Origin of the sequence: Mycobacterium sp. (assembly GCF_046330795.1) — a bacterium.
In the GTDB taxonomy this organism is placed as follows: Bacteria; Actinomycetota; Actinomycetes; order Mycobacteriales; family Mycobacteriaceae; genus Mycobacterium.
In genome coordinates, this window is the sequence record NZ_JAXLSA010000002.1 from 614,728 (window position 1) to 639,793 (window position 25,066).

Genomic DNA, 25,066 nt, shown 5'->3' on the forward strand with positions numbered 1-25,066 from the left:
GTTCCTCGCCCGGCCGTGAGTACGCTGTGTGACGTCTGACACACAGGAGGCCGCACATGGGTGCATCTCGGGGGTATGCGGGTCATGTGGGCCGCGTCGGTGCGCTGGCGGTGGCACTCGGCATCGGGTCGGCGATGTTCGTCGGCGCCGGAACCGCGCTGGCCGAGGAGTCCGGCACAACATCTGCGGGTTCGGGTTCCGGCGCAACCGCCGGGGCCGGGAACTCCGCAACGTCGGGAACCAGCGGTAGCGACCAATCGTCCGCGTCATCCGCACCGGCGGCCGAGCCGTCCTCCGCGGAGTCCTCCGAGCCGTCGAAGGACAAGACCGATCCGGCTGACGAGGCCGGCGCCGGGTCCGAGACCGCCGACGATGCCACGTCGGCGCCCAGCTCCGACGCCACCGACCCCGAGCCGACGCAGGAACCCGAAACCACCGACGACGCCGGTGTGACGGCGCGTCACTCGGGTGCGACGCCCGCGCCGACGGCAGAGCAGACCGCTGTCGCGCGGCAGGACACCGGCTGGGACGCCGACGACGAGGTGGCGGTCCATGAGGACGCCGCGCCGAGCGACGATGCACGGGAACCGGATCCGGATCCCGCACCGGTCGCCGTCGTCGTCGACGAGGCCCCGGCCAGTGTTCAGCGCACGAATCTCGTTGTGGAGAGCGATGATTCGATGCAGCAGGCGGCGCAGCAGGTCACGGTGGCACGTGCGGAACTGATCACTGTCGATGACTCGACGTCCACGGGGCAGCCCGCGGTCCCGTACCAGCAGGGCACGCTCGAGGGTCTGCTCGCGTTGATCGCCCGCGAGATCGAGTACACGTTCTTCAACAAGCGGCCCACGGTGACCTACGATTCGTCGCTCACCGTGCAGACCGACGCCGGCCAGGTGACCGGTGCGGTCAAGGGGACCGACGCCGACGGTGACGCGTTGACCTACAGCGTGGTGAGCGGACCGACCAAGGGGGTCGTGACCGTTGCGGCCGACGGTAGCTTCACCTACACCCCGTACGCCGAGCTGGCTGCCACCGGCGGCACCGACAGCTTCCTGGTCAAGGTCAGCGACTACCCGGGCAATCCGTTCCACATCCACGGCCTGGCGCTGTTCTTCGGCGACGCGTACCAGAGGGTCACCGTCGACCTCGCCGCCACCACCGCCACCAGCCCGCTGGGCACCCAGGACCAGATCGACGCCGAGAAGCTGGCCACCGAGATCGCGAACACCCCGATCATGGCGTTGGCGAAATGGTTGTTGAAGATGTCCTGGCAGGCGTCGGCCGAGAAGCTGTTCGGCACCATCGACGCCAAGAACATGGCCCTGCTGGACAAGGCCGTCAACGAGTACGCGCTGCAGGCCGCGCTGGAACTGCAGCTGCTCAACCCGAACGATTCGCACGTGATCCAGCAGGTGATGCCGCCGCACACCTGGTTCAACGAGGCGTTCGGCGGGGCCCGGATCCTCTACGACAACCCCGACACGATCTACCGGATGATCCCGGTCAACGCGTCGTCGTCCTACGTCATCACCGGCCGGTTCACCGGGCCGGAACCCGCTGACACGACGTTCAGCGTGCTGACCGGGTTGACCGGCACGACCACCGGGGTGCTGACCGCGCACGATCTGGTTCGCAACGCCGACGGCTCGTTCACCATCACGGTCGACTCCACGCCCGCCGATGGACGTCCCAACCATCTGCAGCTACCGTCGGATGCGACGTTGATCGCGGCACGTAATACGTTGTCGGACTGGAACACCCAGGTCCCGATGAGCCTGTCGATCGAGCGGGTGGGCGGCCCGCCGAACAATCTGTTCAGCCAGCTCGGGTTCTACGACTTCCCGGTGATCGGGCCGCTGTTCTCCAGCACGCCGATCCTGTCCCAGCTGCTGTCGCTGGTGCCGCCGCTGAACCCGATGCCGTTGTGGCTGCAGGCAACCGAGACGGCGATCGTGTCGATGCTCGGCCTGTTCATGGAGCCGCAGTACATGGCCGTCGCGGCCACCGACGCCGTCACCGGGGAGCCACGACCGGCCAACGTCCTGTCAGCGCCCGCGCACAACGCCTCGTTCCTGGCCAACCAGCTGCAGAGCGCCGGTCACTTCCAGCTGGCCGACGACGAGGCGCTGGTGATCACGATCGATCCCGGATCCGCCCGGTACTTCAATGTTCCCGTCACCAACGTGTGGACGGTCACCGACAACTACTGGGACCAGCAGACCAGCTTGAACAACGTGCAGGCGGTCCATGAGGCCGGGCAGCCGTACACCCTGGTGCTGTCACCGACCGAGCCGTGCACCGACGCCGGCTGCGTGGCGAACTGGGTGTCCACCGGTGGTCTGAACCAGGGCACGCTGTCGATCAGGTTCCAGGACATCGATCTGGAGAACTACGTCGCACCAACGGTTTCCGCGCATTGGATCAAGCTCGCCGATCTGGACACCGAGCTGCCGCCCGGCACCAAGTTCCTGACACCGGAGGAGCGCGCGGAAGCGCTCGCGACGCGCAAGGCCGGCTACGACAAGCGCTACGCGCCCTTCGTGCAGATCTGAGGTCCCGGCGGGCGGTGCGTCAGCCGCCGCAGCAGCAGCGCCAGCGGAACCGTCACCGCCAACGTCGCCAGGTACAGGCCCACCGTCGACCCGGTGAACAGCGGCCAGCGCAGCACCGCGCCCATCAGCACCGCCAGGATCACCACGTGCAACAGGAAGATCTCGTAGGAGATCTCGCCCAGCCAGACCAGCGGCCGGCTGCCCAGCACGCGGGCGTAGGCCCCCGGGTTACCGAGGACCAGTGGCGCCAGCGCGAGGGTGGCGATGACGCCGTACAGCACCGCCTTGGCCAGCGGCTGCCACCAGGTGTCCGGACCGGTGATGTGCCCGGCGATCTCCGTCGATGCAAGGAGGTACAGGCCGACGGCCAGTGGCAGTGCGACGATCGCGCGGCACCGCACCCCGAGACGCTGCAGCACCGCCAGCGCCATGCCGCCGGCGAACCACGACAGGTGCGCGGGCAACCACATGCCCGCCGCCGACGGCAACAGGTCGGTGGAGTGCACCACGATGAGCCACAGCGGGCTGATCATCGCGAGGCCGAACAACCCCGCCAGCAGGACTTCGGGCTGCCAGCGCCCGCGGCACAGCACCGTCAGCAGGAGATGGGCCAGCAGGGGGAGGGCCGCGTAGAACGACACCTCGACGGCCAGGCTCCACATCTGTGACAGCCCCGGATGCAGGTAGGTCAGCACGAAGTTGTCGGTGTAGATCTGCGTCAGCGTCAGGTAACGGAGCAGGCCCGCCCAGCTCTGCCCGGGGCTGTCGCCGACGGTGAACACGGTGTAGATCGCGAACGTCGCCAGGACCGTGACCAGGTAGCCCGGCAGCACCCGGCGGGCCCGGTGGCGGGCATAGCGGGCCAGTCGTGGCGACGAGGTGCCCGACTCGGCGGCGCTCACCCAGGGCCGGAACAACAGGTACCCGGACAGCGCGAAGAAGATGGGGACGCCGATTTCCAGCCGGGCGCCGATCTGGCCGAGGTAGCCATGGCCCAGGAATCCGGTCGCGAATGCGGCGTGGGTTCCCACGACGAGCAGGGCGGCGACGGCGCGCAGTCCGGTCAGTGCCGCCACCCGATGTTCCGGGGTCGGGGCGGAGTTCCGGCGATCGGGCGCCCGAGGGCTGCGCTGGATCACCGGGGTTGACACGCGTCAATAGTAAGGAACCTTGCTGAGGGCGCCCTGAGCGAAATATGCCTAGCCGAACTAAATGGGTAGTCTGACCCGATGGGTCGACGTCGCACCGATGCTCGCGACCCGTCGTCCCACCACCCCGGAATCCTCGTCGCGGTGATGGCCGCCGCCGGAATCAGCGTGTCCCTGATGCAGACGCTGATCATCCCGGTGCTGCCCGAACTGCCGGTGCTGCTGGGTACCGCACCGTCCAACGCGTCGTGGGCGATCACCGCGACGCTGCTGACCGCGGCCGTGGCCACCCCCGTGTTCGGCCGCCTCGGCGACATGTACGGTGCCAAGCCGATCCTGATCTGTTGCGCGGTGTTCCTGACGGCCGGCTCGCTGCTGGCGGCAACCACCACTTCCCTGCTGCCGTTGATCATCGGCCGTGGACTGCAGGGTTTCGGCATGCCGATCATCCCGCTCGGCATCAGCGTGCTGCGCACCTGCGTCCCGGCCGAAAAGGTCGGTGCGGCAATGGGATTGATGAGCGCGTCGCTGGGCGTCGGCGGCGCGCTGGGGCTGCCGCTGGCGGCGGCCATCGCCCAGCATTTCGAGTGGCATGCCCTGTTCTGGTTCGGCACGGCGATCGGCGCGTCGTGTCTGGTTCTGTTCGTCGTCATGGTGCCGCGACTGCCGCCCCGCAGTGCCGACCGCTTCGACCCGCTGGGCACAGTGCTGCTGGCCGTCGGGTTGGTCACGCTGCTGCTGGGAATCTCCAAGGGCGGCGGCTGGGGATGGGCCTCGGCGGTGACGCTGGGACTCTTCGTGTCGTCGCTGATCGTGTTCGCCGTGTTCGGGTGGTGGCAGCTGCGGGTGGACTCACCCATCGTCGATCTGCGGACCACGGCCCGACGGCCCGTGCTGACCACCAACATCGCCTCGGTCGGGGTGGGTTTCTCGTTGTTCGCACTGGCGCTGATCGCCCCGCAGGTGCTCGAACTACCGGTGCAGACGGGGTTCGGCCTCGGGCAGTCGATGCTGGCCACCGGTCTATGGCTGGCTCCCGGCGGCCTGGCGATGATGCTGACCTCATCGGTGGCCGCTCGGGTCGCCGCCCGGCGCGGCCCGCGCTTCACCCTGGTGGCCGGCTGCCTGGTGATCGCGGGGTCCTATCTGGCCGGGCCGATGCTGCTGGGCAGCGCGGTGACGGTGATGCTGCTCAACATCGTGGTCAGCATCGGGGTGGGCTTCGCGTTCTCGTCGCTGCCGGCTCTGATCAACGCGGCGGTGCCGATGTCGGAGACCGCGGCCGCCAACGGCATCAACGCGCTGGCACGGTCGCTGGGCACCTCGACCAGCAGCGCCGTGATCGGGGCGGTGCTGGCCGGGATGACCGTGACGGTGCACGGCCATGAGGTTCCGAGCCTGCACGCGTTCCAGGCGGCGCTGCTGATCGCCGCGTGCGCGGCGTTGGCCGCCGCGGCGGTGGCGCTGCTGATCCCGCGACCAGGTGGCCCCGAGCGGACCGGTCAGAGACCGAAGCGGGCCTTTATCTCCGTCGTCCGGTAGTGCTCGACGATGATGCCCAGCAACGGGATGGTGCCGGCGAGCAGCGTGCCGATGGTCTTGGCGATGGGCCAGCGCACCTTGATCGCCAGGTTGAACGTGGCCAGCAGGTACGCGAAATACACCCAGCCGTGCACGATGCCGATCCACGTCGGCGGATTGTCCACCTTCAGCACGTAGCGGACGTAGATCTCGTAGCACAGCGCGATCAGCCAGATGCCCGTCGCCCAGGCCAGAGCGCGGTAGGCGGCGAGCGGCTTGCGGATCTCGTCGGCGGTCACGGCGCCGGTGGGTCGGTCGGGTGTCTGGGTCATGCGGTGGTCCTGTCGGGTCGATCCTGGTTGTTCTGTTCGTCACTGCGGGCGAGTTCGGCGAGGTAGGCGTTGTACTCGGCCAGGGCGGGGTCGTCGTCATGCGGCTTCGGGGCCTGCGGGCGCTGGGGGAGCAGGTCCTCGGGAATCTCGGTGACCTCGGTGGCGCTGCGGGGCTCGGGCGGGGCCTGCTCGTAGCGGACGTACTTGCGGTAGGCGTAGACGCAGAAGCCGGCGAAGAACGGCCACTGCAGGGCATAGCCCAGGTTCTGGAAGGTGCCGGTGGCCGACTCCCAGCGGGACCATTGCCACCAACCCAGGGCCAGGCAGCCGCAGGCGGCACCGATGACCAGGATGATCATCGGCCACGTGCGGCGGCGGGTGGACATGCTCCGACGGTACCGGTCAGCGGTGGTTCAGCTGGAATCGAGGTTCGGGCCAGGTCAGCCAACGTCTGCGAGCGGGCGGATGCTGTCGAGCGCCGCTGCCTTCGTAGCGCGGATCATGTCGGCGTCGTAGCGAGCCTGCAGGTTGATCCAGAACATGTCTGACAGGCCCAGCGCGCGCGACAGGCGCAGGCCGGTGTCGGCGGTGATGGCCCGCCGCCCGTGGATGATGTCGCTGAGCCGGGTCTGCGAGACGTCGATCGCCTTGGCCAGTCGGTACGGGGTGATGCCCATCGGGATCAGGAACTCCTCGGCAAGGATTTCGCCGGGGTGCGTCGGTGCGAAGTCGGCCATGACGTTCTCCTCCTCAGTGGTAGTCGGTCAGCTCTACGTCGTCGGCACCGCCGTTGCTCCAGACGAAACAGATGCGGAACTGATCGTTGACGCGGATGCTGTGCTCGCCATCGCGGGGCGGTTGCAGTTTCTCCAGCCGGTTGCCCGGTGGAATGCGTAGGTCGTTGATGCTTTCCGCGGCATCGATGATCTGCATCTTGCGGCGCGCCGCCTTGGCCAGTGCGACGCTGACCCCCTTCGTACGTCGCAGCTCCCACACCTGCTGGGTGGCGCTGTCCCGAAACGAGCGGATCACTGTCCAATGCTAACGACTCGTGTTACTAACATCAATCGTGAGTATTGTCGCCGATGGTTCGGCGGCCGAACTTCATGATCTCCACCGGAATGCATGCTGGGCTCCTCGGTCGAGTGGTGAAGATGACGATGTAGTCTCAGGTCTATTGCGGGCGTGGCGAAACCAGGCAGACGCGCGGTCTTTAGGTGTCCGTGTTCGAAAGAGCGTGGGGGTTCGAATCCCCCCGCCCGCACTCAATTTTCTTGTCTGACCGCACACTACGACGGAGCACCGACAAGTTCGGGTTCGCGTTAGGGCAGACTGCCGGTGGCCTTCACGTACTGCTGGAACAGTTCGGCCGGAATCGAATTGGTGGTAGTGATCTGGTTGAGCACGGCCACCGTCGACCGTGCCGTGCGTTCCAGCGTGACCGGGTCCCACGAGTACAGGCCGAACTTCTCGCCGTAGCCCAGGATCCACTCCAGGTTGTCCAGCAGCGACCACGAGATATAGCCGCGGATGTCGACGCCGTCGTTGATCGCCTTGTTCACCACCGCCAGATGACGGACCAGGTAGGACGACCGCTGGGTATCGGTGGCGTCGGCGAGCCCATTCTCGGTGATCCACAACGGAATTCCGTAGGACGCCGCGATGTCGAGCATGTCGCGCATCCCGCTGGGCTTGATCACGGTCGGGGCGTCGCTGCACTCCTCGGCCGGGCACCCACCGACGAGCACGTTGATCAGATTGGCGAACTGCGGGTAGCCGGTCAGCAGTGGCATCGACGCGAACGGCGAACCGCCCCAGCCGATGACGCTGCCCTGGCCGTAGTAGTTGACGCCAAAGAAGTCGGCCTTGTTCGCCAGCTCCGGATGGATCTCGTCGGCGGCGATGACGCCGTCGAAGTTCGCGTCGACCTCACCCCTGATCACCGCGTTGGGGAACCAGGTGTTGAAGAAGTCGCTGAACTGCACTGCCGCCTGTTGGTCGATCGCGCTGGTGGCATTTTCCGGCCGCCAGTCGAACATGCTCAGTGCCGCACCGACATTCGCGTCTTCGTCGAGCTGGTGGATGATGTCGTAGGAGCCGGAGTAGGCCGCTGCCTGGTTGAGCAGACCCTTGGCCATCAGGTCCGGCCGGAAGACGCCGGACGGGAAGCCGGTGCCGAACGGAATGCCGTAGTAGGCCGGCATCATCGAGTTCATCGGCTCGTTGAGCACGATCCAGTCGGTCACCTGGTCGCCGTACTTCCAGGCCAGATACGCGGTGTACTTCTCGAACTCGGCGACCGTCGAGTCCGAGACCCAGCCGCCCTGTTCCTCGGGGGTGCCGCCGAAGATTTCCTCGAGCCGCGCCCTGCTGGGGTCGTGCACCCACAGCGGCAGGGTGAAATGGTTGATGGTCACCATCGGCTCCAGGCCGAGGGCGTGCAGCGTCGCGAGCACGTTGGCGTAGTGCGCCACCGCGTCCTGGTCGGCCAGCGCGTCGAGCTGTTGCAGGACAGCGTCGGTGAAGCCGCCCGAGATATCCACCGCTGCAGTCGAATTGGGGAAGATGCGGCTCCATTCGATACCCATCCGGAAGGTGTCGGCGCCGACCTCGTCGGCGGCCAGCTGCGCGTCGCTCGCGTACGTCAGGTAGGTGCCGGGCCCGTTCTCGGGAAGTGCGTCGCTGTGCCAGCCCAGCAACAGCTTGTTGACCGGGTCATGCAGCCACTGCCACCAGTCGGAGTTCACGTCCAGGGGAGCGCCGCCGCCCATCTCGGACTGGAAGCCGGAAGTGGCCACCCCCCAATGGAATCCGTCGGGGAAGACCAGGTCGGTCAGATCGCCGGTGCCGGTGAAGTTGATCGTCACGGTGACCGTCGGCGACGTTCGGGGCAGGAAGTCCGATAACAGGGAGCCGAGGAATGGGATGCCGCGGATGAAGTTGACCGGGATCTCCCACAGGCTGTCCAGGCCGTGCAGCCGGGAGCCGTCGCTGACCTCGACGGTGAAGCTGTCCGAGCCGCCGAGGGTGGAGAAGTCGACGACGGGGGTGTAGGTGAACGTTCCGGTGGCCTGGTCGATGCTGACCCGGCCCAGCGCCGGCCCGCGACCCAGGATCGTGTAGGTCAGCGCGTCGCCGTCGGCGTCGGTCGCTCCGAACGTCCCGACCGCTTGGTCGTCGGTCTGGCTGGTGATGACCGGCGCGGCGACGGGGTGGCTGTTGAAGAAGAAGCTGTCGAACTCCCGCCGGGCGAATGCCAGCATCGCCCAGAGGCCGGTCGCGGCGCCGGGCACGTCATCGCCGCCATCCGGTTGGGCCAGGGGGCTGGTCAGGCTGGTTGCCGTCGCAACGGTCTCGACGACCCGATCGGGGGCGGTCGGTGCGACGGGGTCGGCCGCCGGCTCGGCGAACCGGACCGCGACAGTAGCGGCGGGCGCGGCGCGGTCCGCGGCCGTCTCGGCGGGGACGGGCTCGTCGTCGTCGGCGGGCTCCGGTGCGTCGATGTCCGGAACGGCTCGTGGTGCCGCGTCGTCCGTCTCGATGACCTTCAGCGTCTTCGCGGGCGCGGCGGCCCGCGAGTTGGTCCGCTCCGGGTCCTGCGAGTCCGGGGCCTCGTTGTCGTCCTCGGTGTCGGCCGTCGGCGCGATGGGTTCCGCCGTGTCCTCGGCTGCGGTCGGTTCAGGTTCTACAGTCCGACTGGGTTCCGCGGTCCCGGTGACGGCCTGGGTGGGCTCGGTGGACGGGTCCTCGTCGGCGCCGGCCTGCGACGACGGGTCGGCCGACTTCGAGGTGTTGTCGGTGGTGTCCGTCGCATCGGCCCAGCCCGTTGGCGCCCAGCCCGTCAGCACTGTCGCCCCGAGGCCCAGCGCCACGGCGAACCGGCCGATTTGCGTCGCTGCAAGCACAGTTGCCCCCATCTCCGACCCTCCGGATGCTACTGAGCCGACGCGCGCCGCGAGGTTGTTTGCCCCGGGTGCGGGTGCATCCCCGTACATCTGTTCAGTGCTGGTTGTGTCAAAGTGCGAGTGAACCTCGCCGGGACCGCTGAGCAGATCGGCATGGGGCGTCAGGACGGGAAGTTGACGTCCTTGGTGACGGGAGCCCATTCCTCGATCGATGCCGAGAACGTGGCGAGTCGATCGCGCACCGCTTTGAGCACGTCGCGGCCCAGCAGCAGGCGCAGCGGTGGGTCGTCGGCCCGCGCCACCATCAGGACGGCCTCGGCGACCTTGCGCGGATCACCGGGCAGATGGTCGGCGAACTGCTTGATCAGATCCTTGCGGGTCGCCACATCGGCGTAATCGGCGATCGGGGTGCTCGACTCCTTCATCGACCGGGAGGCCCAGTCGGTACGGAACGCGCCCGGTTCGATGAGGGTGACCTTGATGCCCAGTGGGCCGACCTCCGTTGCCAGCGCCTCGGTGACGGCCTCGAGCGCGAACTTGGTCGACGAGTAGTACGCGTTGGGCGGGTTGGCCACCAGGCCGGTCATCGACGAGATGTTGACGATGTGGCCGCTGCCCTGCGCGCGCATGCCGGGCAGGACGGCCTTCATCATGTCGACCGAGCCGAAGTAGTTGACGTCGAACAGCTTTCGCACCTCGGCGTCCTCGCCCTCCTCGACCGCGGACAGGTATCCGTGGCCGGCGTTGTTCACCAGGACGTCGAGACCACCCCAGGCGTCGGTGGCGGCGGCGACGGCGGCGGCGATCTGCCCGGCATCGGTGACGTCGAGGGCGACCGGAAGTGCGCGGTCGCCGAACTCGTCGGCCAGGTCGGCCACGGCGTCGCGGCTGCGTGCGGTCACGACCACCTGGTGGCCGTCCTGCAGTGCGGCCCGGGCGATTTCGCGGCCGAAGCCGGTCGAGCAGCCGGTGATGAGCCAGCGCGACATCTACAGCGTCCCTTCCGGCAGTCGGCGCAGATACGCGTGTCGCCGCCTCGCCAGTTCGGTTTCCCGCTCGGCGGCGCTCACGGGCCGCAGTCCCGCCACCTCGACATCGAGCCGATCCAGCTTCACCACCCGGCCGCGGGCGCCGAGGCTGGGCTGCGGGCCGGCCTCGCCGAATTCGGCCATCCGCAGGGTCAGGATCCCCTCCCGTAGGCCGTCGGAGTCGATCCAGTTGGCCACGCCCGGATCGACGGGGGAGATGACGTAGGTATACCCGCCGTCCGCGTTGGGAACGGACTGCGCCTTGTTGAGACTGCCGGTGCGGTCGACGATGTCCAGGGTGGTGCCCCAGATGTTGCTCAACGGCACCGTGAAGTACTCGGCGCCACCGTCGTCGACGTCGACGACGAAGGCCTCGTCGGGCGCCAGGTCGAACCGGCCCATCACGTACACCTGATTGCGCATCGCCCCCACCCGGTCGGCCGACCAGGCCAGGTTGAACTGGTTGGCCGGCATCTTCGCGACACCGTGACTGAGCTTGCCGGTGAAGTCGGCGAAGTACGCCATCATCGCCGCCGTGGCGTCGGCCTGTTCGTCGCGGGTACGCGCGGCGCTCGCCGGGGGTGCGCCGAGACGTTCCACCGCAATGTGATTCGGGTCGTCACGTCCCCAATCGAGCAGGACGTCGCGGATGTAGAACTCGTGTGCCTCCGGTGTGCTCTGCACGTGGTTGGGCCGTCCCCCGGCCGGATCGGAGTCGACGGTGATGGTGTAGCTGCCGTCGGGTTCGACCTCCATGGTGCGGCCGTTGAGCACCGCGACCGTGCCCATGTTGGCGTCCCACAGGGTGAAGTAGTTCTCCGTCATCCGGTTGGCACCGACCCGGCCGTGGATGACGTAGCGTTCGTCGCCGGAGATCGGGATCACCCGGTAGACACTGTCGGGATTGTCTATCCCCCAACGTGATCCGGGAATCTCCTGCTCGCCGACGGGATGGCCCAGCCGGGTGATGCAGCTGACCTTGGGCCGCAGCTTGTCCTGGTTCGAGGACCATACGGCTGCGGAGAACATCACCTCCGTGAAGGCGTCGTCGAATCTCTCCCGCATGGTGTCCGAGGGTTTGGCCCGGCTCAACCACTTCTCGGCGACGTCGCGGTAGGCGGCTCGCACGGTGGGGTGCTCGGTCAGCTCGAGGGCGGCGAGTTCCTGTTCGTGCTGGGCGGCCGTCGCCACCGGATCAGTGTCAGCAGCCGTCATGGCTGACTCCTTGTCGAATTCGCTCGTGCGGCAACATCAGCCGAATTTCAGGTGCTTGCTCAGGTCGCCGGTCTGGTCGATGAACATGGTCCGAGAGTCGAACCACCACCGGCCGTCGACCAGGTGGAAGGTGTCGTGATAGTGACCGGTGACGATGATCTGCAGCGGCAATTCGGGGGTGGCCTGCGTGACGCAGTAGTACGACCTGGCGCGTGCGGTGCCGGAGTCGTCGTCGATGTGCAGCGCCACATTGGTGGTGTTGTGGTGGGTCTTCGGTGTGCCGTCCTCGTAGAGCCGGGTGGCCATCTCGTACATCTCCCGCACGCGCGCGGGGCCGGCGAACACCGTCTCCGGGGGACCGTTCTCGACACCACAGATCCGGCCGTGGGTGAACAGCGCGGCGACCCCATCCAGGTCCCCGGCATCCAACAACTCGGCATAGGTGTAGATGAGGTTGGTGATCTCCAGCGCGCTGTCCGTCATCGGCAGCCATGTTGGCAGACCCGACCCGGCTGCGGCGGCGTTCGGCGCAACCTGGCAGGGTGGTCGACGTGGCAGCGTGGTCGCCGGAGCGTCTCGGCAATCTCAGTGGCAAGCGCATCATCGTCACCGGCGCCACCAACGGCGTCGGGCTGGGCACGACGCAGGCCCTGGTGGATGCCGGAGCCCATGTCGTTCTGGCGGTCCGCAACACCGAGCTGGGTGCGCAGCGCGCGCGTGAGGTTGGCGGGTCCACCGAGGTCATCCACCTCGACCTGGCCGATCAGTCCTCGGTGCGGGCGTTCCCGGACCTGCTCGATGGTGACGTCGACATCCTGATCAACAACGCCGGCGCGCTCACCGAGCACCGCACCGAGACCGTCGACGGCTTCGAGGGCACCATCGGCACCAACCTGCTGGGACCGTTCGCGTTGACCAATCTTCTGTACGGCAGGGTGCGCTCGCAGATCATCAATGTCGGCTCCGAGGCGCACAAATCGGCCACCCTGCACATCGACGATCCGCATCTGCGCACGCACAAGTGGACGACGATGGGCGCCTACGCGCGTTCGAAACTGGCGGTCATGCTGTGGGGCCTGGACCTCGACCGCCGGCTGCGTGCGGCGGGCTCCCCGGTGGTGACGCAGCTGACGCACCCCGGTTGGGTGGCCTCCAACATCTCGAAGGTGTCGGATTCGCCGCTGATGTCGTTGGCGCACAAGGTCGTCAAGGTGGTCGCCGACCGACTTGCCAACGACATCCACGAGGGTGCGGCTCCAACGTTGTATTGCATCAGCGAACCGATCCCGCCGGGCAGTTTCGTGGGTGTGAGTGGCAGGCGCGGCCTGACCGGCGGGCCGGTGCTCGTCGGCCGCTCGGAGGTCGCCTGCGACTACGAGCTGGCCGCGCGGCTGGTCGAGTTCGCCGAACGGGAGACGGGCACGACGCTGCCGGTCTGACATGACATACGCCGAAACGTCCGTTTCGGCGACTTTTGTCGAGTGGCATGCGCCAGTTCGTCGATCTGGGCGACGGCCCGCCGGGAAGCTCCGGCCGGCCGACGCGTGGTCCGAACCCTGCGAAATGGCGGGCGGCACTCGCATTTCCGCGCCCAAACGTACGTTTCGGCGTGTGGAGCCCGGCGTCAGATCATGTCGTTGCGGGTCAGCCAGCGCATCACCGGCCAGCCGATGAAGACGGGCAGCCAGCAGGTCAGCACCCGGTAGAGCAGCACCGACGGAACCGCGATGGCCGCCGGCACGCCGAATGCCGCCAGCCCGCCGATCAGCGCGGCCTCCACGGCGCCGACGCCACCGGGGGTGGGTGCGGCCGAGGCCAGGGTTCCGCCGACCATCGTCACGACGGTCACGGTGACGAACGAGACGTCGCCGCCGAATGCCTCGACGCTGGCCCACAGGGCCAGTGCGGCACCCAGAGTGGTTGCCGCACAGCCCAATACGATGAGTCCGAGCCGCTTGGGTTCGCGGGCCACCTCGGCCAGGTCGACCAGCACCTCCTTGAGCTTGGGCCGTACCGAGGTGCCCAGCCAGCGCCGCAGCTTGGGCACGATCAGGAAAACGCCGATGGCGCCCAGCAGCACACCGCCGATCAGGTACAGGATCGTGGCCGACGGTACGAAGTGGGACAGATCGGCCGACGCGCCGGCCAGCGTGGTGAACAGGATCAGCAGCAGGACGTGGACGATCACCTGCACGCTCTGCTGCAGCGCGACGGCGGTGGTGGCGCGCACCGCACCGAGACCACCTTTCTGCAGGAAGCGGGTGCTCAGGGCGAGGCCGCCGACTCCGGCGGGTGTGGTGGTCGCGGCAAAGGTGTTGGCGAACTGCATGATCGTCAGGTTGCGGAATTTCACCACCCGGTCGGCGCAGGCCCACAGCGCCGCGGCGGCGCCGACGTAGGTCAGCATCGACACCGTCAGCCCCAGCAGGGCCCACCACCAGTTCGCGGTCCGCAGCTCGGTGAAGAACACCGGCACGGTGCTGATGAACGGGTACGCGACGTAGACGAGGGCCACCAGCAGGACCAGCTGGATGAACTGGCTGCGGGTGAACCGGGTGATGGTCTCGGCCTGGATCTGGTCGGCACCGGTCTGCTTCTTGACCTCGTCGCGGGTGGCCGTCAGCACGGCACCGCCATCCGGTAGTTCGTCCCGGATTCGTTTGGGCAGAGCGGATTTCGTCAGTCGTCGGGAAGCGTTGAGGACGGTCTCGCGGCCGAACACCTCGATCGCGGCCTGCACGGCGGGTTCGGGACCGTACAGTCGCGAGGTGGTGGCCAGCAGTTGCGCGATGTCGGCCTGTAACTGGACGTCGGTGGCGCCGAATTCGGCGTTGCCGAATCCGCCGAACAGAACCTCCTTGGTTTCGGCGGAGCCGTCCACCGTGATCGACTTCGGGCGCAGGTCACCGTGCGAGATGCCGTGCTCGTGCAGGACGCCCAACGCGTGCCAGGCGGCACCGACCGGAACCCGGTCGACGCATTCGTCGAGCGGTACGCCCCGCGGCGGGGTGTGTGCGTGCATCGTCCAGCCGCGATCCAGCGATGCCACCGAGATCGTCGAACTGTTGGCCAGATCCAGATCGCCGATGGCGATCGTCATCAGGCCGCGGTGTTCGACCGCCCGGCGCACCGAGAGCTGCAGCGGCGCGGTTTCGCTGGCCCGCAATCGCAGCTTGCGCCAGAACTGCCGCATGGCCCCGTCGCTGCGCTGGTTCGGTCCGAAGAGGTCGATGATCGCCGTGGCGCCCGGATCGTCGTCGGTCGGCTCCGCGGCGGCCGACAGCACCAGCGGGCCGCGCCCGGCCGGGCGCACCACGGTCAGCGCCGACACGGGGAACCCGCGGCGGCCCAGCATCCGCACCGCGGCGTCGAGGGGGACTTCGAGAGCGGGCGTGCCGACCACCCACACGACGAGTGCGCCGACGAACCATCCGACGGCCAGACCCAGCAGGGCACGGGCCGGAACAATGGCGCTGACGACCAGGTGGATGGGGATGAACGCGAGCAGCAGTGTCCACCACCACCGGCGCCAGTTGGACGGCAGCCACGGTCCGGACACGGTGAGTACGGCGGCCAGCATGGCGATCCACCGCGGGTCGTCGAGGAACTGTGAGAGCACGGTGTGCAGGCGCTCGTCGAGGTCGAAGTGCCAGCGTGGCGCGGAGATGCCCGACGGGCTGATCGACAGCGACAGCACGCTGATGACCGCGGCGGCGGCGTAGGCCCAGAGCATCTTCCACTGCCGCGCGGCCAGCAGTCCGATCAGGATGGCGAAGGGCAGCGCCAGGATCGCGATGCCGTAGGCCAGGTAGACCAGGTTGGACTGGGTGGGGGTCAGGACGCCGACGATCCCGGACACCGACCGTTCGAGCGACACCCAGTCATTGCGGGTGATCAGGGAGCTGGTGATCACCACCGCCAGGAGGACGGTGGCGGCACCCAGCCGCAGGATGTCACTGGTCCGGCGGGTCAGCGGCTGCAGCAGGCTGCCCGAGACGGTGACGTCCCGCCCGTCGACTCGCATGCGCCGGGAATCCTCCGGATCAGGTCGCCGGCCGTCGGCTGCGGCCGATTCGCAGATAAAGATATCCGCCCGGCGGCCCGGTTCGGTGGACCCGGCGGTCCGACCCGAGTCCGCCCGATCGCCACGCTCCTGTGCCGCCCCGGTCCGGGACGGCTTCGTCGGCCCGGTTAGGCGGCGAACTCCAGGTTCGTGACGCGCCGGGTGCGGCTGGCATCCAGACGGCGGCCGCCGATCGCGAAACAGATCAGGCTGGCCACGAAGAGCAGCGCCGAGAATGCGACGGTACCGGCCGCCAGCAGGCTGGCCTGGCTGCCCAACCCGGCCAAACCGATCGCGAAGGCGAGGATGGCGGCCACGTTGAGGAACAGGCCGACGTTGGTGAGGGCCTCGGATGCCGGTTCGTGCGGTCGCTTGGTCATGACGCGCCGCATACCCCCGGCCCTTTGGTCACAAACTCGACGCGGTTCGGCGTCGGCTCGGTCCATTCGGGGTTTGGGTCGCCGCGCGGGTGGGAATCATGAGTCGCGGCAGCACGCCACAGACTTGGTACGAGAGAGGCCCGGTCCCTGGAGAAGGGGCCGGGTCTTTCGATATCTCCCCGACGTCTGCAGGACCTCGTCGGGTAGCTTGCGTCGCGTGGGAGAACTCGACAACACCGTTGCCGTCATCACCGGTGCGGCCCGCGGGCAGGGCCGTAGCCATGCCGTGGCGCTGGCCGAACAGGGAGCCGACATCATCGGGGTGGACATCTGCGCCGACGTTGCGGCCATTCCGTATCCGCTCGCCGGCGCGGAGGACCTCGAGGAGACGGTCCGCCTGGTCGCGGCGACCGGCCGGCGAATGGTGCCGGTGGTCGCCGACGTCCGCAACCTCGCCCAGTTGGAGGCCGGGGTCGCTGCGGCGATCGAGGAGGTCGGTGACATCGATATCGTGGTGGCCAACGCCGGGGTGGTCGCGATCGGTAATCGGGAGCCGCATGCCGAGGACGTCTACAACGCCATCGTCGAGACCAACCTCAACGGGGTGTGGCACACCATTGTGGCGACGGTCCCGTCGATGATCCGCAAGGGCCGGGGCGGTTCGATCGTGCTGGTGAGCTCGTCGCAGGGGCTGACGGGGCGCGGCGGCGACGGCAGCGCGGCCATGTTCGGATATGCGGCGGCCAAGCACGGTGTCGTGGGTTTGATGCGCTCGGCGGCCAGTGCCTATGGGCCGCACCGGATTCGGGTGAACTCGGTGCATCCCGGCGGGGTCGCCACGCCGATGATCCTCAACGAGTTCGTGGCGGCCAAGATGATGGAGAGCGCCAATCCGTCCGTGCTGTCGCAGGCGCTCATCCCCGATGCCCCGATCATCGACCCCAAAGAGGTCACCGAGGCGGTGCTGTGGTTGGTCAGCCCGCGCAGCAAGTTCGTCACCGGGGTGACGCTGCCGGTCGACGCGGGCCACGTCGCCAGTTAGGCGGTCGGGGCGAACATCTCGGTGGGCGCGCTGCGCCCGCGCAGCACCTCCGACGTCGTCGGCACCCAGTGCTCCCGCTCATCGGTGTCGGCGTCGTGCAGGGCGGCGGCCGAACACAGCACCCGCCCCGGCTCCTTTTTGGCGCGGTCGGCCAGCCGGGCCGATTCGTTGACCGCGTCCCCGATCACGGTGTACTCGAACCGGTTCAGGGCTCCGACGAATCCCGCGAACACCTGTCCGGCCGCCACCCCGATGCCGAAGTCGAGCTCCTGCAGCTCGCGCATCCGGCCGGCGAGTTCGCGTGCGGTGGCCAGTGCGTCGGTATGTGCGGTCGGGCTGTCCACGGGCGCGCCGAACACCGCCAGGGCGGCGTCGCCCTGGAACTTGTTGACGAATCCGCCGTGGTTGTCGACGGCCAGGACGACCGACTGGAAGAAGGTGTTGAGCAGTTCGGCGACCTGCTGGGGCGGCAGGCTGGCGGCCAGCTGCGTCGATCCGGCCAGGTCGATGAACATCACGGCGACGTCGCGTTCGACCCCGTAGGACGACTCGTCCCGGTTCACCAGCAGGCTGACCACATCGCCGCCGACGTTGCGGCCGAACAGATCTCGTAACAGCTCACGCTCGCGCAGGCCGATCACCATGCGGTTGAAGCCGGTCTGCAGCCGTCCGACCTCGGAGCGCTCGTAGACCGACACGGTGTGCTCCAGGTTCCCCTGCCCGACGTCGGCCATCGCCTCGACCACATCGCGCACCGGGTCCGAGATCGACTGCGACACCAGGATCATCGCCCGCAGACCCCACAGCACCCCGACGGCCATCAGCAGCAGGATCGGCAGTTCCAGGGACGCCGACCGGTCGATGAGCCAGCCGTTGGACCGGGCCAGGATCAGGCCGGCCACCCCGAAGCTGGGCAGCGCGCTGATCAACACCCAGACACTGAGCAGGCGGACCATCACCGACGGCGCGGTGTCATGTGTCGAGTCGACCGTGGCATCGTCGGGCAGTGCCGCGGCGGTGATCGGTCGCAGTGCGCGCACGGTCAGCAGCAGCGCGGTCAGGATGGCCGCGGTCGTGCCGAAGACCAGTGGCGGGATGATCAGCAGCCCGGTGGGGGCGGCCGCGCCCCGGTTGACCACGAGCACGGGGATCGCGCTGATCACCCACACCGCGGCCAGCATCGCGGTCTGGCGCCGGGGGATGGCGAGCGCGGTCTCGCGTTGTGCCGCTGTCGGTTCCACGCCGGCGCTGTACCACCGCAATGTCGGGATGAATATCCAGGCCGCGCCGATCGCGATGGCGAACACCGCGAGGACGACCACCACGGACACGATGACCGCGCTGTGCCCGACGAACATCGCGCCGATGGCGCCGTGGGCCTCGTGACCGAGCGCGGCCATCACCAAGAGCACTTCGGTCGCGGCCATGACGTGGGCGAGCGTGACGCCGGCGATGTAGCGCGCCAGCGGACGCCGGAACTCAGGTGGTGCCGGGGTCACTGCCGCTCACCGGGTGAGAATAGCTTTTCCTCACCGCTGTGGAGGCGGTGTCACCGGTGCCGACTCGACGGTCACCCCGGCGGCGCGTTCGATCGGCTGGATGACGGCGGTGAAGTCCGCGTCGGGCCCCAGCGTCGTGGCGGTGTCGTCCCAGAGTTGTGCGACCGCCGCGCCGAGGGGGAGTGCCAGTCCCAGTTCGTCGGCCTCGGCCATGCACAACCGCAGATCCTTGGCCATCAACGCCGCGGCGAAGCCGTAGTCGAAGGTGCGCGGCAGCACGGCGCGGGGGAACTTGTCCCGGGTCGCGGTGTTCGCGCCCGAGCCGGCGTTGAACACGTCGATCATCGTCGCCGCGTCGAGTCCGGCCCGCACGCCCATCACCATGGCTTCGGCGGTCACCGCCAGTGCGCTGCCGGCCAGGAGGTTGTTGAGCAGTTTCATGGTCTGCGCCGCACCCGGCTGCGCCCCGAGCCGGATCGGCCGGCCAAAGGATTCGAGCAACGGCAGCACGGCGTCGACGTCGTCGTCGGCTCCGGAGATCATCACCGCGAGCGTGCCGGCCCGGGCCCCGGCGGCCCCGCCGCTGACCGGGCTGTCGACGTAACCGATTCCGCTACTTGCCAATTCGGTGTGAATGGCCTGCGCGGTGGTGGCGCCGATCGTCGACAGGTCGACCAGCCGGCGCACCCGGGCGCCGGCGGAGATATCCGTCGCGACCGCGCGGGCGGCCTGCGGGGTGGGCAGGCTGGCCAGCACGGTCTCCGCGGCGTCGGCGACCGCAGTGGCCGTGGGGGCGGCGTCGGCCCCCAGCGCAACCAGGGCCGCGACGGCATCGGCGCGCACGTCGAAGGCCAGGACCGGGTATCCGGCCGCGAGCAGCCGCTCGGCCACGGGGAAACCCATGTTGCCCAGGCCGACGAAACCTACGCGGTCGGTCATGCGTCCAGGAACAGATCGAGGATCGGATCGTCCCCGCCGCCGTAGCGCGACAGGTCGCCCGTCAGCAGGTCGGCGTCGATGAAGCACTGCCCGGTGACCTCGGTGGCCGGCCGGCTCACGATCGCGACGGCGGCGTCGGCCATGATCTGCGGGCTGCGCGAGCGCGCCGCCAGGTCGTCGCCCTCGGCCAGGTTCGCCACGGCGGCGGTCGCGATGTAGGTCTGCGGCCACAGGCAGTTGAACGCGATACCGGCGTCGCGGAACTCTACGGCCCAGCCCAGCGACAGCAGCGACATGCCGTACTTGGACAACGTGTACTCGGGGTGCACGCCCAGCCAGTGCGGATTGAGGTTGAGTGGTGGGGCGATGGTCAGGACGTGCGGGTTGGCCGATTCCCGCAGGTGCGGCAGGCAGGCCTTGGTCAGCAGGAACGTGCCGCGGATGTTGATGTCGGCCATCAGGTCGAACTTCTTGGCGGAGAGCAGCTCGGTGGGCTCGGTCGCGATGGCACTGGCGTTGTTGACGCAGATGTCGACACCGCCGAACCGTTCGGCCGCGGCCGCAACGGCCCGGGCGACGTCCTCCTCCTTGCGGACGTCCCCGACGACGGCGACGGCCTTGCCGCCGGCGGCCTCGATCTCCTCGGCGGCGGTGAATACCGTGCCCTCGAGTTTGGGGTGCGGTTCGGCGGTCTTGGCCAGCAGCACGACGTTGGCCCCGTGGCGGGCGGCCTCCAGTGCGATCGCCAGTCCGATTCCGCGGCTGGCGCCGGAGACGACGAGGGTGCGATCGGCAAGGTTGGCGTCGGTGGTGGCGGTTTCTGTCATGTCTCTCCGTAGGTCATTTTCGCCAGGCGGTATTGGCATTCTCATTTTTTGCAAGTACGTTATCCGGTGATGGCTACCATGGACAACACAGCTCAGACGTCCTCGGGTATCCCGTTGGACGCGGTCTACGGGCCGGGGGATGCGAAGGGTGAACCGCCTGCGCCGGGCGAGTTCCCCTTCACTCGCGGCAATTTCTCCTCGGGGTATCGGGGCCGGCTCTGGACCTTCCGGCAGTACTCCGGGTTCGGCACGGCCGAGGAATCCAACGCCCGCTACCGCTATCTGCTCGATCAGGGTGGCACGGGCCTGTCGGTGGCCCTCGACCTGCCCACCCAGTGCGGCTACGACTCCGATGACGCCGAGTACGGCGAGGAGGTCGGGCGCGTCGGCGTCGCGGTGGACACCCTGGCCGACGCCGAGATCCTGTTCGACGGCATCCCCCTGGACAAGATCAGCACCAGCTTCACCATCAACGGCACCGCGGCCATCCTGCTCGCGTTCTACGTGGCGGCCGCCGAGAAGGCCGGCGTGCCGCGCGAGAAGCTGACCGGCACCATCCAGAACGACATCCTCAAGGAGTACGCCTCGCGCGGGACGTGGATCTGGCCGCCGGAGCCGTCGCTGCGGTTGATCGCCGACACCATCGAGTTCTGTGCGGCCGAGGTACCACGGTTCAACGCGATCTCGGTGGCCGGTGCGCACTTCCGTGATGCCGGTGCCAACGCCGTGCAGGAGATGGCATTCACCCTGGCCGACGGCGTGACCTACTGCGACACCGTCGTCGAACGCGGCCGGATGACCATCGACCAGTTCGCGCCGCAGATCTCGTTCTTCTTCTACACTCACGGCGACTTCTTCGAGGAGATCGCGAAATACCGTGCAGGACGGCGCCGTTGGGCCACCATCGTGCGCGAGCGCTGGGGTGCGAAGTCCGACAAGGCCGCCATGTTCCGGTTCGGCTGTGTGTCCGGTGGCGCGTCGCTGTACGCGCCGCAGGCCCAGAACAACCTGGTCCGGGTGGCCTACGAGGCCATGGCATCCGTGCTCGGCGGCGTGCAGTCGATGTTCACCGCCGCCTGGGACGAACCCTTCGCCCTGCCCAGCGAAGAGTCGGCCACGCTCGCCCTGCGCACCCAGCAGATCCTGGCCTACGAAACCGGGGTCACGCGCGTCGCCGACCCGCTGGGCGGGTCGTACTTCGTCGAGGCGCTCACCGATGCCACCGAGGAACGCATTGTCGAGATCATGGCCGACCTGGAGAACCACGGCGGCATGGTGCGCTGCATCGAGGACGGTTACCTGCAGGGCCTGATCGCCGACGAGGCCTACAAGATCCATCTGGCCGAGGAATCCGGTGAACGGGTTGTGGTGGGGCTCAACAAGTTCGTCTCCGACGAGCCGCCACCGGACATCTCCACCTACGAACTCGACGCCGAGGGCCGCGAGACGCAACTCAAGCGGTTGGCCAAGGTGAAGTCCGAACGCGACTCCGCCGACGTCGCGGCCAAACTGGCCGCCCTGTCGCGCGCCGCGGAAGGCACCGACAACCTGATGCACGCCCTGATCGACTGCGCCAACGCGTACTGCACCGTCGGTGAGATGGTGACGGCACTGAAGAACGTGTGGGGCGAATTCCAACAACCGGTGGTGTTCTAGATGACTGCTACATCTGCCAGCCCGGCGCGCGTCCTGGTCGCCAAGCCCGGTCTGGACGGCCACGACCGCGGGGCCAAGATCGTCGCGCGCACCCTGCGCGACGCCGGATTCGAGGTGATCTACACCGGTATCCGGCAGCGGATCGAGGACATCGTGTCCATCGCGCTGCAGGAAGATGTTGCGGTGGTGGGGCTTTCGATCCTGTCCGGCGCGCACGTCGCGCTCACGCAGCGCACCGTGGACGCGCTGAAGGCCGCCGACGCCGGTGACATCGCGGTCGTCGTCGGCGGCACCATCCCGCAGAGCGACGTGCAGAAGGTGCTCGACGCCGGTGCCGTCGCGGTGTTCCCGACGGGTACCGCGCTGGACGTGCTGGTGAGCGAGGTCCGCAAGATCACCGACGGAGCCTCCCTGTGAGACTGGGCGTGATGATCGGGGCCGACCGCGGGGACATGGCGCGCAAGATCTCGAAGTTCCTGGCCGACATCGAATGGGCGGACTCGGCCGGCCTGGACACCGCCTGGATGCCGCAGGTGCCCGACGACTTCGACGTGCTGACCATGGTGTCGCTGATGGGCGGGCGCAGCACCCGGATCGAACTGGGCACCGCGGTGGTTCCCCTGCAGGCCCAGCATCCCATTGCCCTTGCCCGTCAAGCACTTTCGGTCCACGCCGGCACCGGTGGCCGGCTGGCCCTGGGGGTCGGGCCGTCGCACCACTGGATCGTCCGCGACATGCTGGGCCTGCCGTATGACAAGCCGGCCGCATACACGCGGGACTACCTGCAGGTGCTCAACGCGGCCATCGGCGGTCCGGGGCCCGTCGACGTCGAGAACGACACCTTCACCGTGCACAACCCGACCGCCCTGGGCGCCGAGCCCCGGATGCCGGTCCTGGTCGCCGCGCTGGGCCCGGTGATGCTGCAGATCGCCGGTGAGCTCGCCGACGGAACCGTGCTGTGGATGGCCGACGAACGTGCCATCGGCGATCACATCGCGCCGCGGATCACCAAGGCCGCCGACAATGCCGGCCGGCCCGCCCCGCGGATCGTCGCGGGAATCCCGGTGTGCCTGTGCGCCAATTCGGAGGTCGAGGCGGCCAGGGAGCGGGCCAACCGGATCCTGGCCGAGGCCGAGACGTCGCCGAACTATCAGAAGCTGCTGGACCGCGGCGATGCCCGCAACGTCGGTGATCTGTGCGCGGCGGGTGACGAGGACGAGATCCTGCGCCAGTTCCGCCGCTACGCCGACGCCGGGGTGACCGACCTGTCGGTGCGGCTGCTCCCGATCGGTGACACCCGCGACGAGTTGGTGGCCTCCAAGTACCGCACCCGTGAGGTCATCGGCGAATTGGCCTCCCAGGTCAGATGAACGGGCCGCTGGAGGGCATCAAGATCCTCGAGGTCGGCACCATGCTGGCCGGCCCGTACGCCACCATGATGCTGGCCGACCTGGGCGCCGAGGTCACCAAGATCGAGCCCCCGACGGGAGACATCTCCCGGCAGGTGTCGGACTCCTACTTCGCCAGTCTCAACCGCGGCAAGCGCAGCGTGTGCCTCGAGCTGGGCACCTCCGAGGGGCAGCAGCGACTCGGTGCGCTGGTCGCGGAATCCCATGCGCTGCTGGTGAATCTGAAGCCGTCGGCCATCCGGAAGCTGGGCCTGACATACGACGCCCTGCGCAAGTACAACGACAAGATCGTGTGCGTGGCACTCACCGGCTTCGGGCTCTACGGTGGTGACGACCCGGCGTTCGACTACGTGGTGCAGGCCGGTACCGGGATCGCGGCGCTGACGGGTGATCCGGCCGGTCCGCCCACGCTGCCCGGCTACTCGTCGGCGGACAACTCCACGGGTCTGACCGCGGCGCTCGGACTGCTGGCGCAGATCGTGTCCGGCCGCGGCGGCCAGGTCGACGTCTGCCTGCGCGACGTGCTGCTCTCCCAGCTCAACTACCACGCCGCGGCGTACCTGAATTCCGGTGTGACGCCCCAGCGCCGGCCCTTCGGTGCGCACTCGTTCTACGTTCCGGCGCAACTGTTCCCGACGGCCGACGGCTATCTGGCGCTGTTCATCACGCACGACGGGTTCTGGCGGGCGTTCTCGACGGAAGCCGGGGTGGCGGGCTTCGACACCATGGCCGAACGGTCGGCACGTCGCGATGACGTACTCACGGTGGTGTCCGACGTGCTGGCGACCGATACCGCGGCCAACTGGGAGGCCCGGCTCGGGCCGCTGGGCATTCCGGTGGCCGCCGTGCGCACCCTGGCCGAGGCGCTCGATGCCCTGCCGGAACTCGTTGTCTCGGCTGGGGACTACCGCCTGGTCGGCAGCAGTATCAAGGTGGACGGCTACACGCCGGACTATCGCCCCCCGCCCGCGCTCGGCGAACACGGCTGAGCGATCACCACGCCGAAACGGACGTTTCGGCGTGGATGTGCGAGTGCACGCCGCCAGAACGTCGATTTCGGGATGGTCAGGTCGGCGCAGCTCCTCGTGTGCGCCGACCGGCTGGTTCGGAGCTCGGAGTCGAGATCGACGAATGGGCGCGCCGCACTCGGCCTTTTCCACCCGAACGTACGTTTCGGCGTGTTTCAGCAGTCGTAGTCGACGTCCACCGAGCAGTCGGGTACACCCTGGCAGGTCAGCACGTAACCCTCGTCGACCTCGTCGTCATCCAGGGCGTCGTTGACCCGCATGGTCGCGGTGCCCTCGGTCAGCTTGGCCATGCAGGTGCCGCAGTTGCCGGCCTCGCAGGAGAACGGCGGCGCCATCCCGGCCCGGCGGGCGGATTCCAGGATGGTCTCACCGGGCTGAGCGGCAATGGTGACCGTCTTGCCGTCCAACCGGATGGTCACCTGTGCCCGCTCGTCGGCGGTCGCCGTCGCGGTGTCGCTGGACGCGGGTGTCGTCATGGGTCAACCTCTCGAATGCGGTGCTCGGCCAGCAGTGGTACGT

Annotated in this window: 23 protein-coding genes and 1 tRNA gene; 9 read left to right on the forward strand and 15 right to left on the reverse strand. The window is 68.3% G+C overall.

The features are described from left to right. Positions 1 to 56: 56 nt before the first annotated feature. Positions 57 to 2,555, forward strand: a complete 2,499-nt coding sequence (locus tag U0R18_RS10140) for a cadherin-like domain-containing protein (RefSeq protein WP_526368040.1) — start codon at positions 57 to 59, stop codon at positions 2,553 to 2,555. Here U0R18_RS10140 and U0R18_RS10145 read toward each other — a convergent pair. Then, entirely contained in the window at positions 2,531 to 3,691 is a 1,161-nt protein-coding gene (locus U0R18_RS10145) for an acyltransferase family protein (RefSeq protein ID WP_526368291.1), read from the reverse strand. The genes U0R18_RS10140 and U0R18_RS10145 overlap by 25 nt on opposite strands. A 93-nt stretch (positions 3,692 to 3,784) precedes the next feature. Between U0R18_RS10145 and U0R18_RS10150 the strand changes: the two genes are divergently transcribed. Then, positions 3,785 to 5,245, forward strand: a complete 1,461-nt coding sequence (locus tag U0R18_RS10150; protein WP_526368041.1) for an MFS transporter — start codon at positions 3,785 to 3,787, stop codon at positions 5,243 to 5,245. Here U0R18_RS10150 and U0R18_RS10155 read toward each other — a convergent pair. The 4 genes from U0R18_RS10155 to U0R18_RS10170 are packed head-to-tail and all read right to left on the reverse strand — an operon-like array spanning position 5,206 to position 6,588. Further along, on the reverse strand, positions 5,206 to 5,556 hold the full coding sequence (locus tag U0R18_RS10155) for a DUF3817 domain-containing protein (RefSeq protein WP_526368042.1): 351 nt from the start codon (positions 5,554 to 5,556) through the stop codon (positions 5,206 to 5,208). The genes U0R18_RS10150 and U0R18_RS10155 overlap by 40 nt on opposite strands. Continuing rightward, positions 5,553 to 5,942 carry a hypothetical protein gene (locus U0R18_RS10160; protein ID WP_526368043.1) on the reverse strand — a complete coding sequence of 130 codons (390 nt, stop codon included), beginning with the start codon at positions 5,940 to 5,942 and terminating at the stop codon, positions 5,553 to 5,555. The genes U0R18_RS10155 and U0R18_RS10160 overlap by 4 nt, the downstream gene beginning before the upstream one ends. A gap of 54 nt (positions 5,943 to 5,996) precedes the next feature. After that, positions 5,997 to 6,293 (reverse strand): HigA family addiction module antitoxin, encoded by a 297-nt coding sequence (locus U0R18_RS10165; RefSeq protein ID WP_526368044.1) that lies wholly within the window; start codon positions 6,291 to 6,293, stop codon positions 5,997 to 5,999. Positions 6,294 to 6,306: 13 nt separating this feature from the next. Next, the gene (locus U0R18_RS10170; protein ID WP_526368045.1) at positions 6,307 to 6,588 is read right to left on the reverse strand and encodes a type II toxin-antitoxin system RelE/ParE family toxin; all 282 of its coding nucleotides are present in this window, start codon (positions 6,586 to 6,588) and stop codon (positions 6,307 to 6,309) included. A gap of 147 nt (positions 6,589 to 6,735) precedes the next feature. On the opposite strand from U0R18_RS10170, the gene U0R18_RS10175 reads away from it, so the two are divergent. Continuing rightward, positions 6,736 to 6,820, forward strand: a tRNA-Leu gene (locus U0R18_RS10175). A gap of 58 nt (positions 6,821 to 6,878) precedes the next feature. Here U0R18_RS10175 and U0R18_RS10180 read toward each other — a convergent pair. The 4 genes from U0R18_RS10180 to U0R18_RS10195 all read right to left on the reverse strand — a co-directional run bounded on the left by U0R18_RS10180 (position 6,879) and on the right by U0R18_RS10195 (position 12,187). Beyond that, entirely contained in the window at positions 6,879 to 9,473 is a 2,595-nt protein-coding gene (locus U0R18_RS10180; protein ID WP_526368046.1) for a family 1 glycosylhydrolase, read from the reverse strand. 149 nt (positions 9,474 to 9,622) lie between these two features. Further along, positions 9,623 to 10,450 carry an SDR family oxidoreductase gene (locus U0R18_RS10185; protein WP_526368047.1) on the reverse strand — a complete coding sequence of 276 codons (828 nt, stop codon included), beginning with the start codon at positions 10,448 to 10,450 and terminating at the stop codon, positions 9,623 to 9,625. After that, the gene (locus U0R18_RS10190; RefSeq protein WP_526368048.1) at positions 10,451 to 11,704 is read right to left on the reverse strand and encodes a hypothetical protein; all 1,254 of its coding nucleotides are present in this window, start codon (positions 11,702 to 11,704) and stop codon (positions 10,451 to 10,453) included. A gap of 36 nt (positions 11,705 to 11,740) precedes the next feature. Continuing rightward, a complete protein-coding gene (locus U0R18_RS10195; protein WP_526368049.1) occupies positions 11,741 to 12,187 on the reverse strand; it encodes a nuclear transport factor 2 family protein in 447 nt (148 codons plus the stop codon). 59 nt (positions 12,188 to 12,246) lie between these two features. On the opposite strand from U0R18_RS10195, the gene U0R18_RS10200 reads away from it, so the two are divergent. Further along, the gene (locus U0R18_RS10200; RefSeq protein ID WP_526368050.1) at positions 12,247 to 13,143 is read left to right on the forward strand and encodes an SDR family NAD(P)-dependent oxidoreductase; all 897 of its coding nucleotides are present in this window, start codon (positions 12,247 to 12,249) and stop codon (positions 13,141 to 13,143) included. Positions 13,144 to 13,328: 185 nt separating this feature from the next. Here the strand turns inward: U0R18_RS10200 and U0R18_RS10205 are convergent, their stop codons facing one another. Beyond that, on the reverse strand, positions 13,329 to 15,728 hold the full coding sequence (locus U0R18_RS10205; RefSeq protein ID WP_526368051.1) for a lysylphosphatidylglycerol synthase transmembrane domain-containing protein: 2,400 nt from the start codon (positions 15,726 to 15,728) through the stop codon (positions 13,329 to 13,331). A gap of 167 nt (positions 15,729 to 15,895) precedes the next feature. After that, on the reverse strand, positions 15,896 to 16,147 hold the full coding sequence (locus U0R18_RS10210; protein WP_526368052.1) for a hypothetical protein: 252 nt from the start codon (positions 16,145 to 16,147) through the stop codon (positions 15,896 to 15,898). Positions 16,148 to 16,364: 217 nt separating this feature from the next. Here U0R18_RS10210 and U0R18_RS10215 point away from each other — a divergent pair, with 217 nt between their 5' ends. Continuing rightward, entirely contained in the window at positions 16,365 to 17,189 is an 825-nt protein-coding gene (locus U0R18_RS10215) for a mycofactocin-coupled SDR family oxidoreductase (protein WP_526368053.1), read from the forward strand. Here the strand turns inward: U0R18_RS10215 and U0R18_RS10220 are convergent. The 3 genes from U0R18_RS10220 to U0R18_RS10230 are packed head-to-tail and all read right to left on the reverse strand — an operon-like array spanning position 17,186 to position 20,454. Further along, on the reverse strand, positions 17,186 to 18,688 hold the full coding sequence (locus tag U0R18_RS10220) for an adenylate/guanylate cyclase domain-containing protein (RefSeq protein WP_526368054.1): 1,503 nt from the start codon (positions 18,686 to 18,688) through the stop codon (positions 17,186 to 17,188). The genes U0R18_RS10215 and U0R18_RS10220 overlap by 4 nt on opposite strands. A 30-nt stretch (positions 18,689 to 18,718) precedes the next feature. Further along, complete coding sequence (locus tag U0R18_RS10225; RefSeq protein ID WP_526368055.1) at positions 18,719 to 19,627, reverse strand: NAD(P)-dependent oxidoreductase; 909 nt, start codon at positions 19,625 to 19,627, stop codon at positions 18,719 to 18,721. Beyond that, positions 19,624 to 20,454: an SDR family oxidoreductase gene (locus U0R18_RS10230; protein ID WP_526368056.1), complete on the reverse strand. Its 831-nt coding sequence runs from the start codon at positions 20,452 to 20,454 to the stop codon at positions 19,624 to 19,626. The genes U0R18_RS10225 and U0R18_RS10230 overlap by 4 nt, the downstream gene beginning before the upstream one ends. 78 nt (positions 20,455 to 20,532) lie before the next feature. Between U0R18_RS10230 and U0R18_RS10235 the strand changes: the two genes are divergently transcribed. From U0R18_RS10235 to U0R18_RS10250, 4 genes are read left to right on the forward strand one after another with little or no spacing between them, the layout of a single operon-like run. After that, a complete protein-coding gene (locus U0R18_RS10235; protein ID WP_526368292.1) occupies positions 20,533 to 22,110 on the forward strand; it encodes a methylmalonyl-CoA mutase family protein in 1,578 nt (525 codons plus the stop codon). Then, on the forward strand, positions 22,111 to 22,527 hold the full coding sequence (locus tag U0R18_RS10240) for a cobalamin B12-binding domain-containing protein (protein ID WP_526368057.1): 417 nt from the start codon (positions 22,111 to 22,113) through the stop codon (positions 22,525 to 22,527). Continuing rightward, positions 22,524 to 23,480, forward strand: a complete 957-nt coding sequence (locus U0R18_RS10245; protein WP_526368058.1) for an LLM class F420-dependent oxidoreductase — start codon at positions 22,524 to 22,526, stop codon at positions 23,478 to 23,480. The genes U0R18_RS10240 and U0R18_RS10245 overlap by 4 nt, the downstream gene beginning before the upstream one ends. Beyond that, entirely contained in the window at positions 23,477 to 24,508 is a 1,032-nt protein-coding gene (locus U0R18_RS10250; RefSeq protein ID WP_526368059.1) for a CaiB/BaiF CoA transferase family protein, read from the forward strand. Before U0R18_RS10245 ends, U0R18_RS10250 begins: the two co-directional genes overlap by 4 nt. A gap of 194 nt (positions 24,509 to 24,702) precedes the next feature. Here the strand turns inward: U0R18_RS10250 and U0R18_RS10255 are convergent, their stop codons facing one another. Then, entirely contained in the window at positions 24,703 to 25,023 is a 321-nt protein-coding gene (locus U0R18_RS10255) for a 2Fe-2S iron-sulfur cluster-binding protein (protein ID WP_526368060.1), read from the reverse strand. Positions 25,024 to 25,066: the final 43 nt, after the last annotated feature.

Excerpts from the sequence above, each read along its gene's own strand:
- U0R18_RS10165 (WP_526368044.1), bottom strand. The coding sequence starts at position 6,293 with ATGGCCGACTTCGCACCGACGCACCCCGGCGAAATCCTTGCCGAGGAG.
- U0R18_RS10150 (WP_526368041.1), top strand. The coding sequence starts at position 3,785 with ATGGGTCGACGTCGCACCGATGCTCGCGACCCGTCGTCCCACCACCCC.
- U0R18_RS10240 (WP_526368057.1), top strand. The coding sequence starts at position 22,111 with ATGACTGCTACATCTGCCAGCCCGGCGCGCGTCCTGGTCGCCAAGCCC.
- U0R18_RS10140 (WP_526368040.1), top strand. The coding sequence starts at position 57 with ATGGGTGCATCTCGGGGGTATGCGGGTCATGTGGGCCGCGTCGGTGCG.
- U0R18_RS10250 (WP_526368059.1), top strand. The coding sequence starts at position 23,477 with ATGAACGGGCCGCTGGAGGGCATCAAGATCCTCGAGGTCGGCACCATG.
- U0R18_RS10230 (WP_526368056.1), bottom strand. The coding sequence starts at position 20,454 with ATGACAGAAACCGCCACCACCGACGCCAACCTTGCCGATCGCACCCTC.
- U0R18_RS10235 (WP_526368292.1), top strand. The coding sequence starts at position 20,533 with ATGGACAACACAGCTCAGACGTCCTCGGGTATCCCGTTGGACGCGGTC.
- U0R18_RS10180 (WP_526368046.1), bottom strand. The coding sequence starts at position 9,473 with ATGGGGGCAACTGTGCTTGCAGCGACGCAAATCGGCCGGTTCGCCGTG.
- U0R18_RS10190 (WP_526368048.1), bottom strand. The coding sequence starts at position 11,704 with ATGACGGCTGCTGACACTGATCCGGTGGCGACGGCCGCCCAGCACGAA.
- U0R18_RS10255 (WP_526368060.1), bottom strand. The coding sequence starts at position 25,023 with ATGACGACACCCGCGTCCAGCGACACCGCGACGGCGACCGCCGACGAG.
- U0R18_RS10210 (WP_526368052.1), bottom strand. The coding sequence starts at position 16,147 with ATGACCAAGCGACCGCACGAACCGGCATCCGAGGCCCTCACCAACGTC.
- U0R18_RS10205 (WP_526368051.1), bottom strand. The coding sequence starts at position 15,728 with ATGCGAGTCGACGGGCGGGACGTCACCGTCTCGGGCAGCCTGCTGCAG.
- U0R18_RS10195 (WP_526368049.1), bottom strand. The coding sequence starts at position 12,187 with ATGACGGACAGCGCGCTGGAGATCACCAACCTCATCTACACCTATGCC.
- U0R18_RS10160 (WP_526368043.1), bottom strand. The coding sequence starts at position 5,942 with ATGTCCACCCGCCGCCGCACGTGGCCGATGATCATCCTGGTCATCGGT.
- U0R18_RS10225 (WP_526368055.1), bottom strand. The coding sequence starts at position 19,627 with ATGACCGACCGCGTAGGTTTCGTCGGCCTGGGCAACATGGGTTTCCCC.
- U0R18_RS10155 (WP_526368042.1), bottom strand. The coding sequence starts at position 5,556 with ATGACCCAGACACCCGACCGACCCACCGGCGCCGTGACCGCCGACGAG.
- U0R18_RS10185 (WP_526368047.1), bottom strand. The coding sequence starts at position 10,450 with ATGTCGCGCTGGCTCATCACCGGCTGCTCGACCGGCTTCGGCCGCGAA.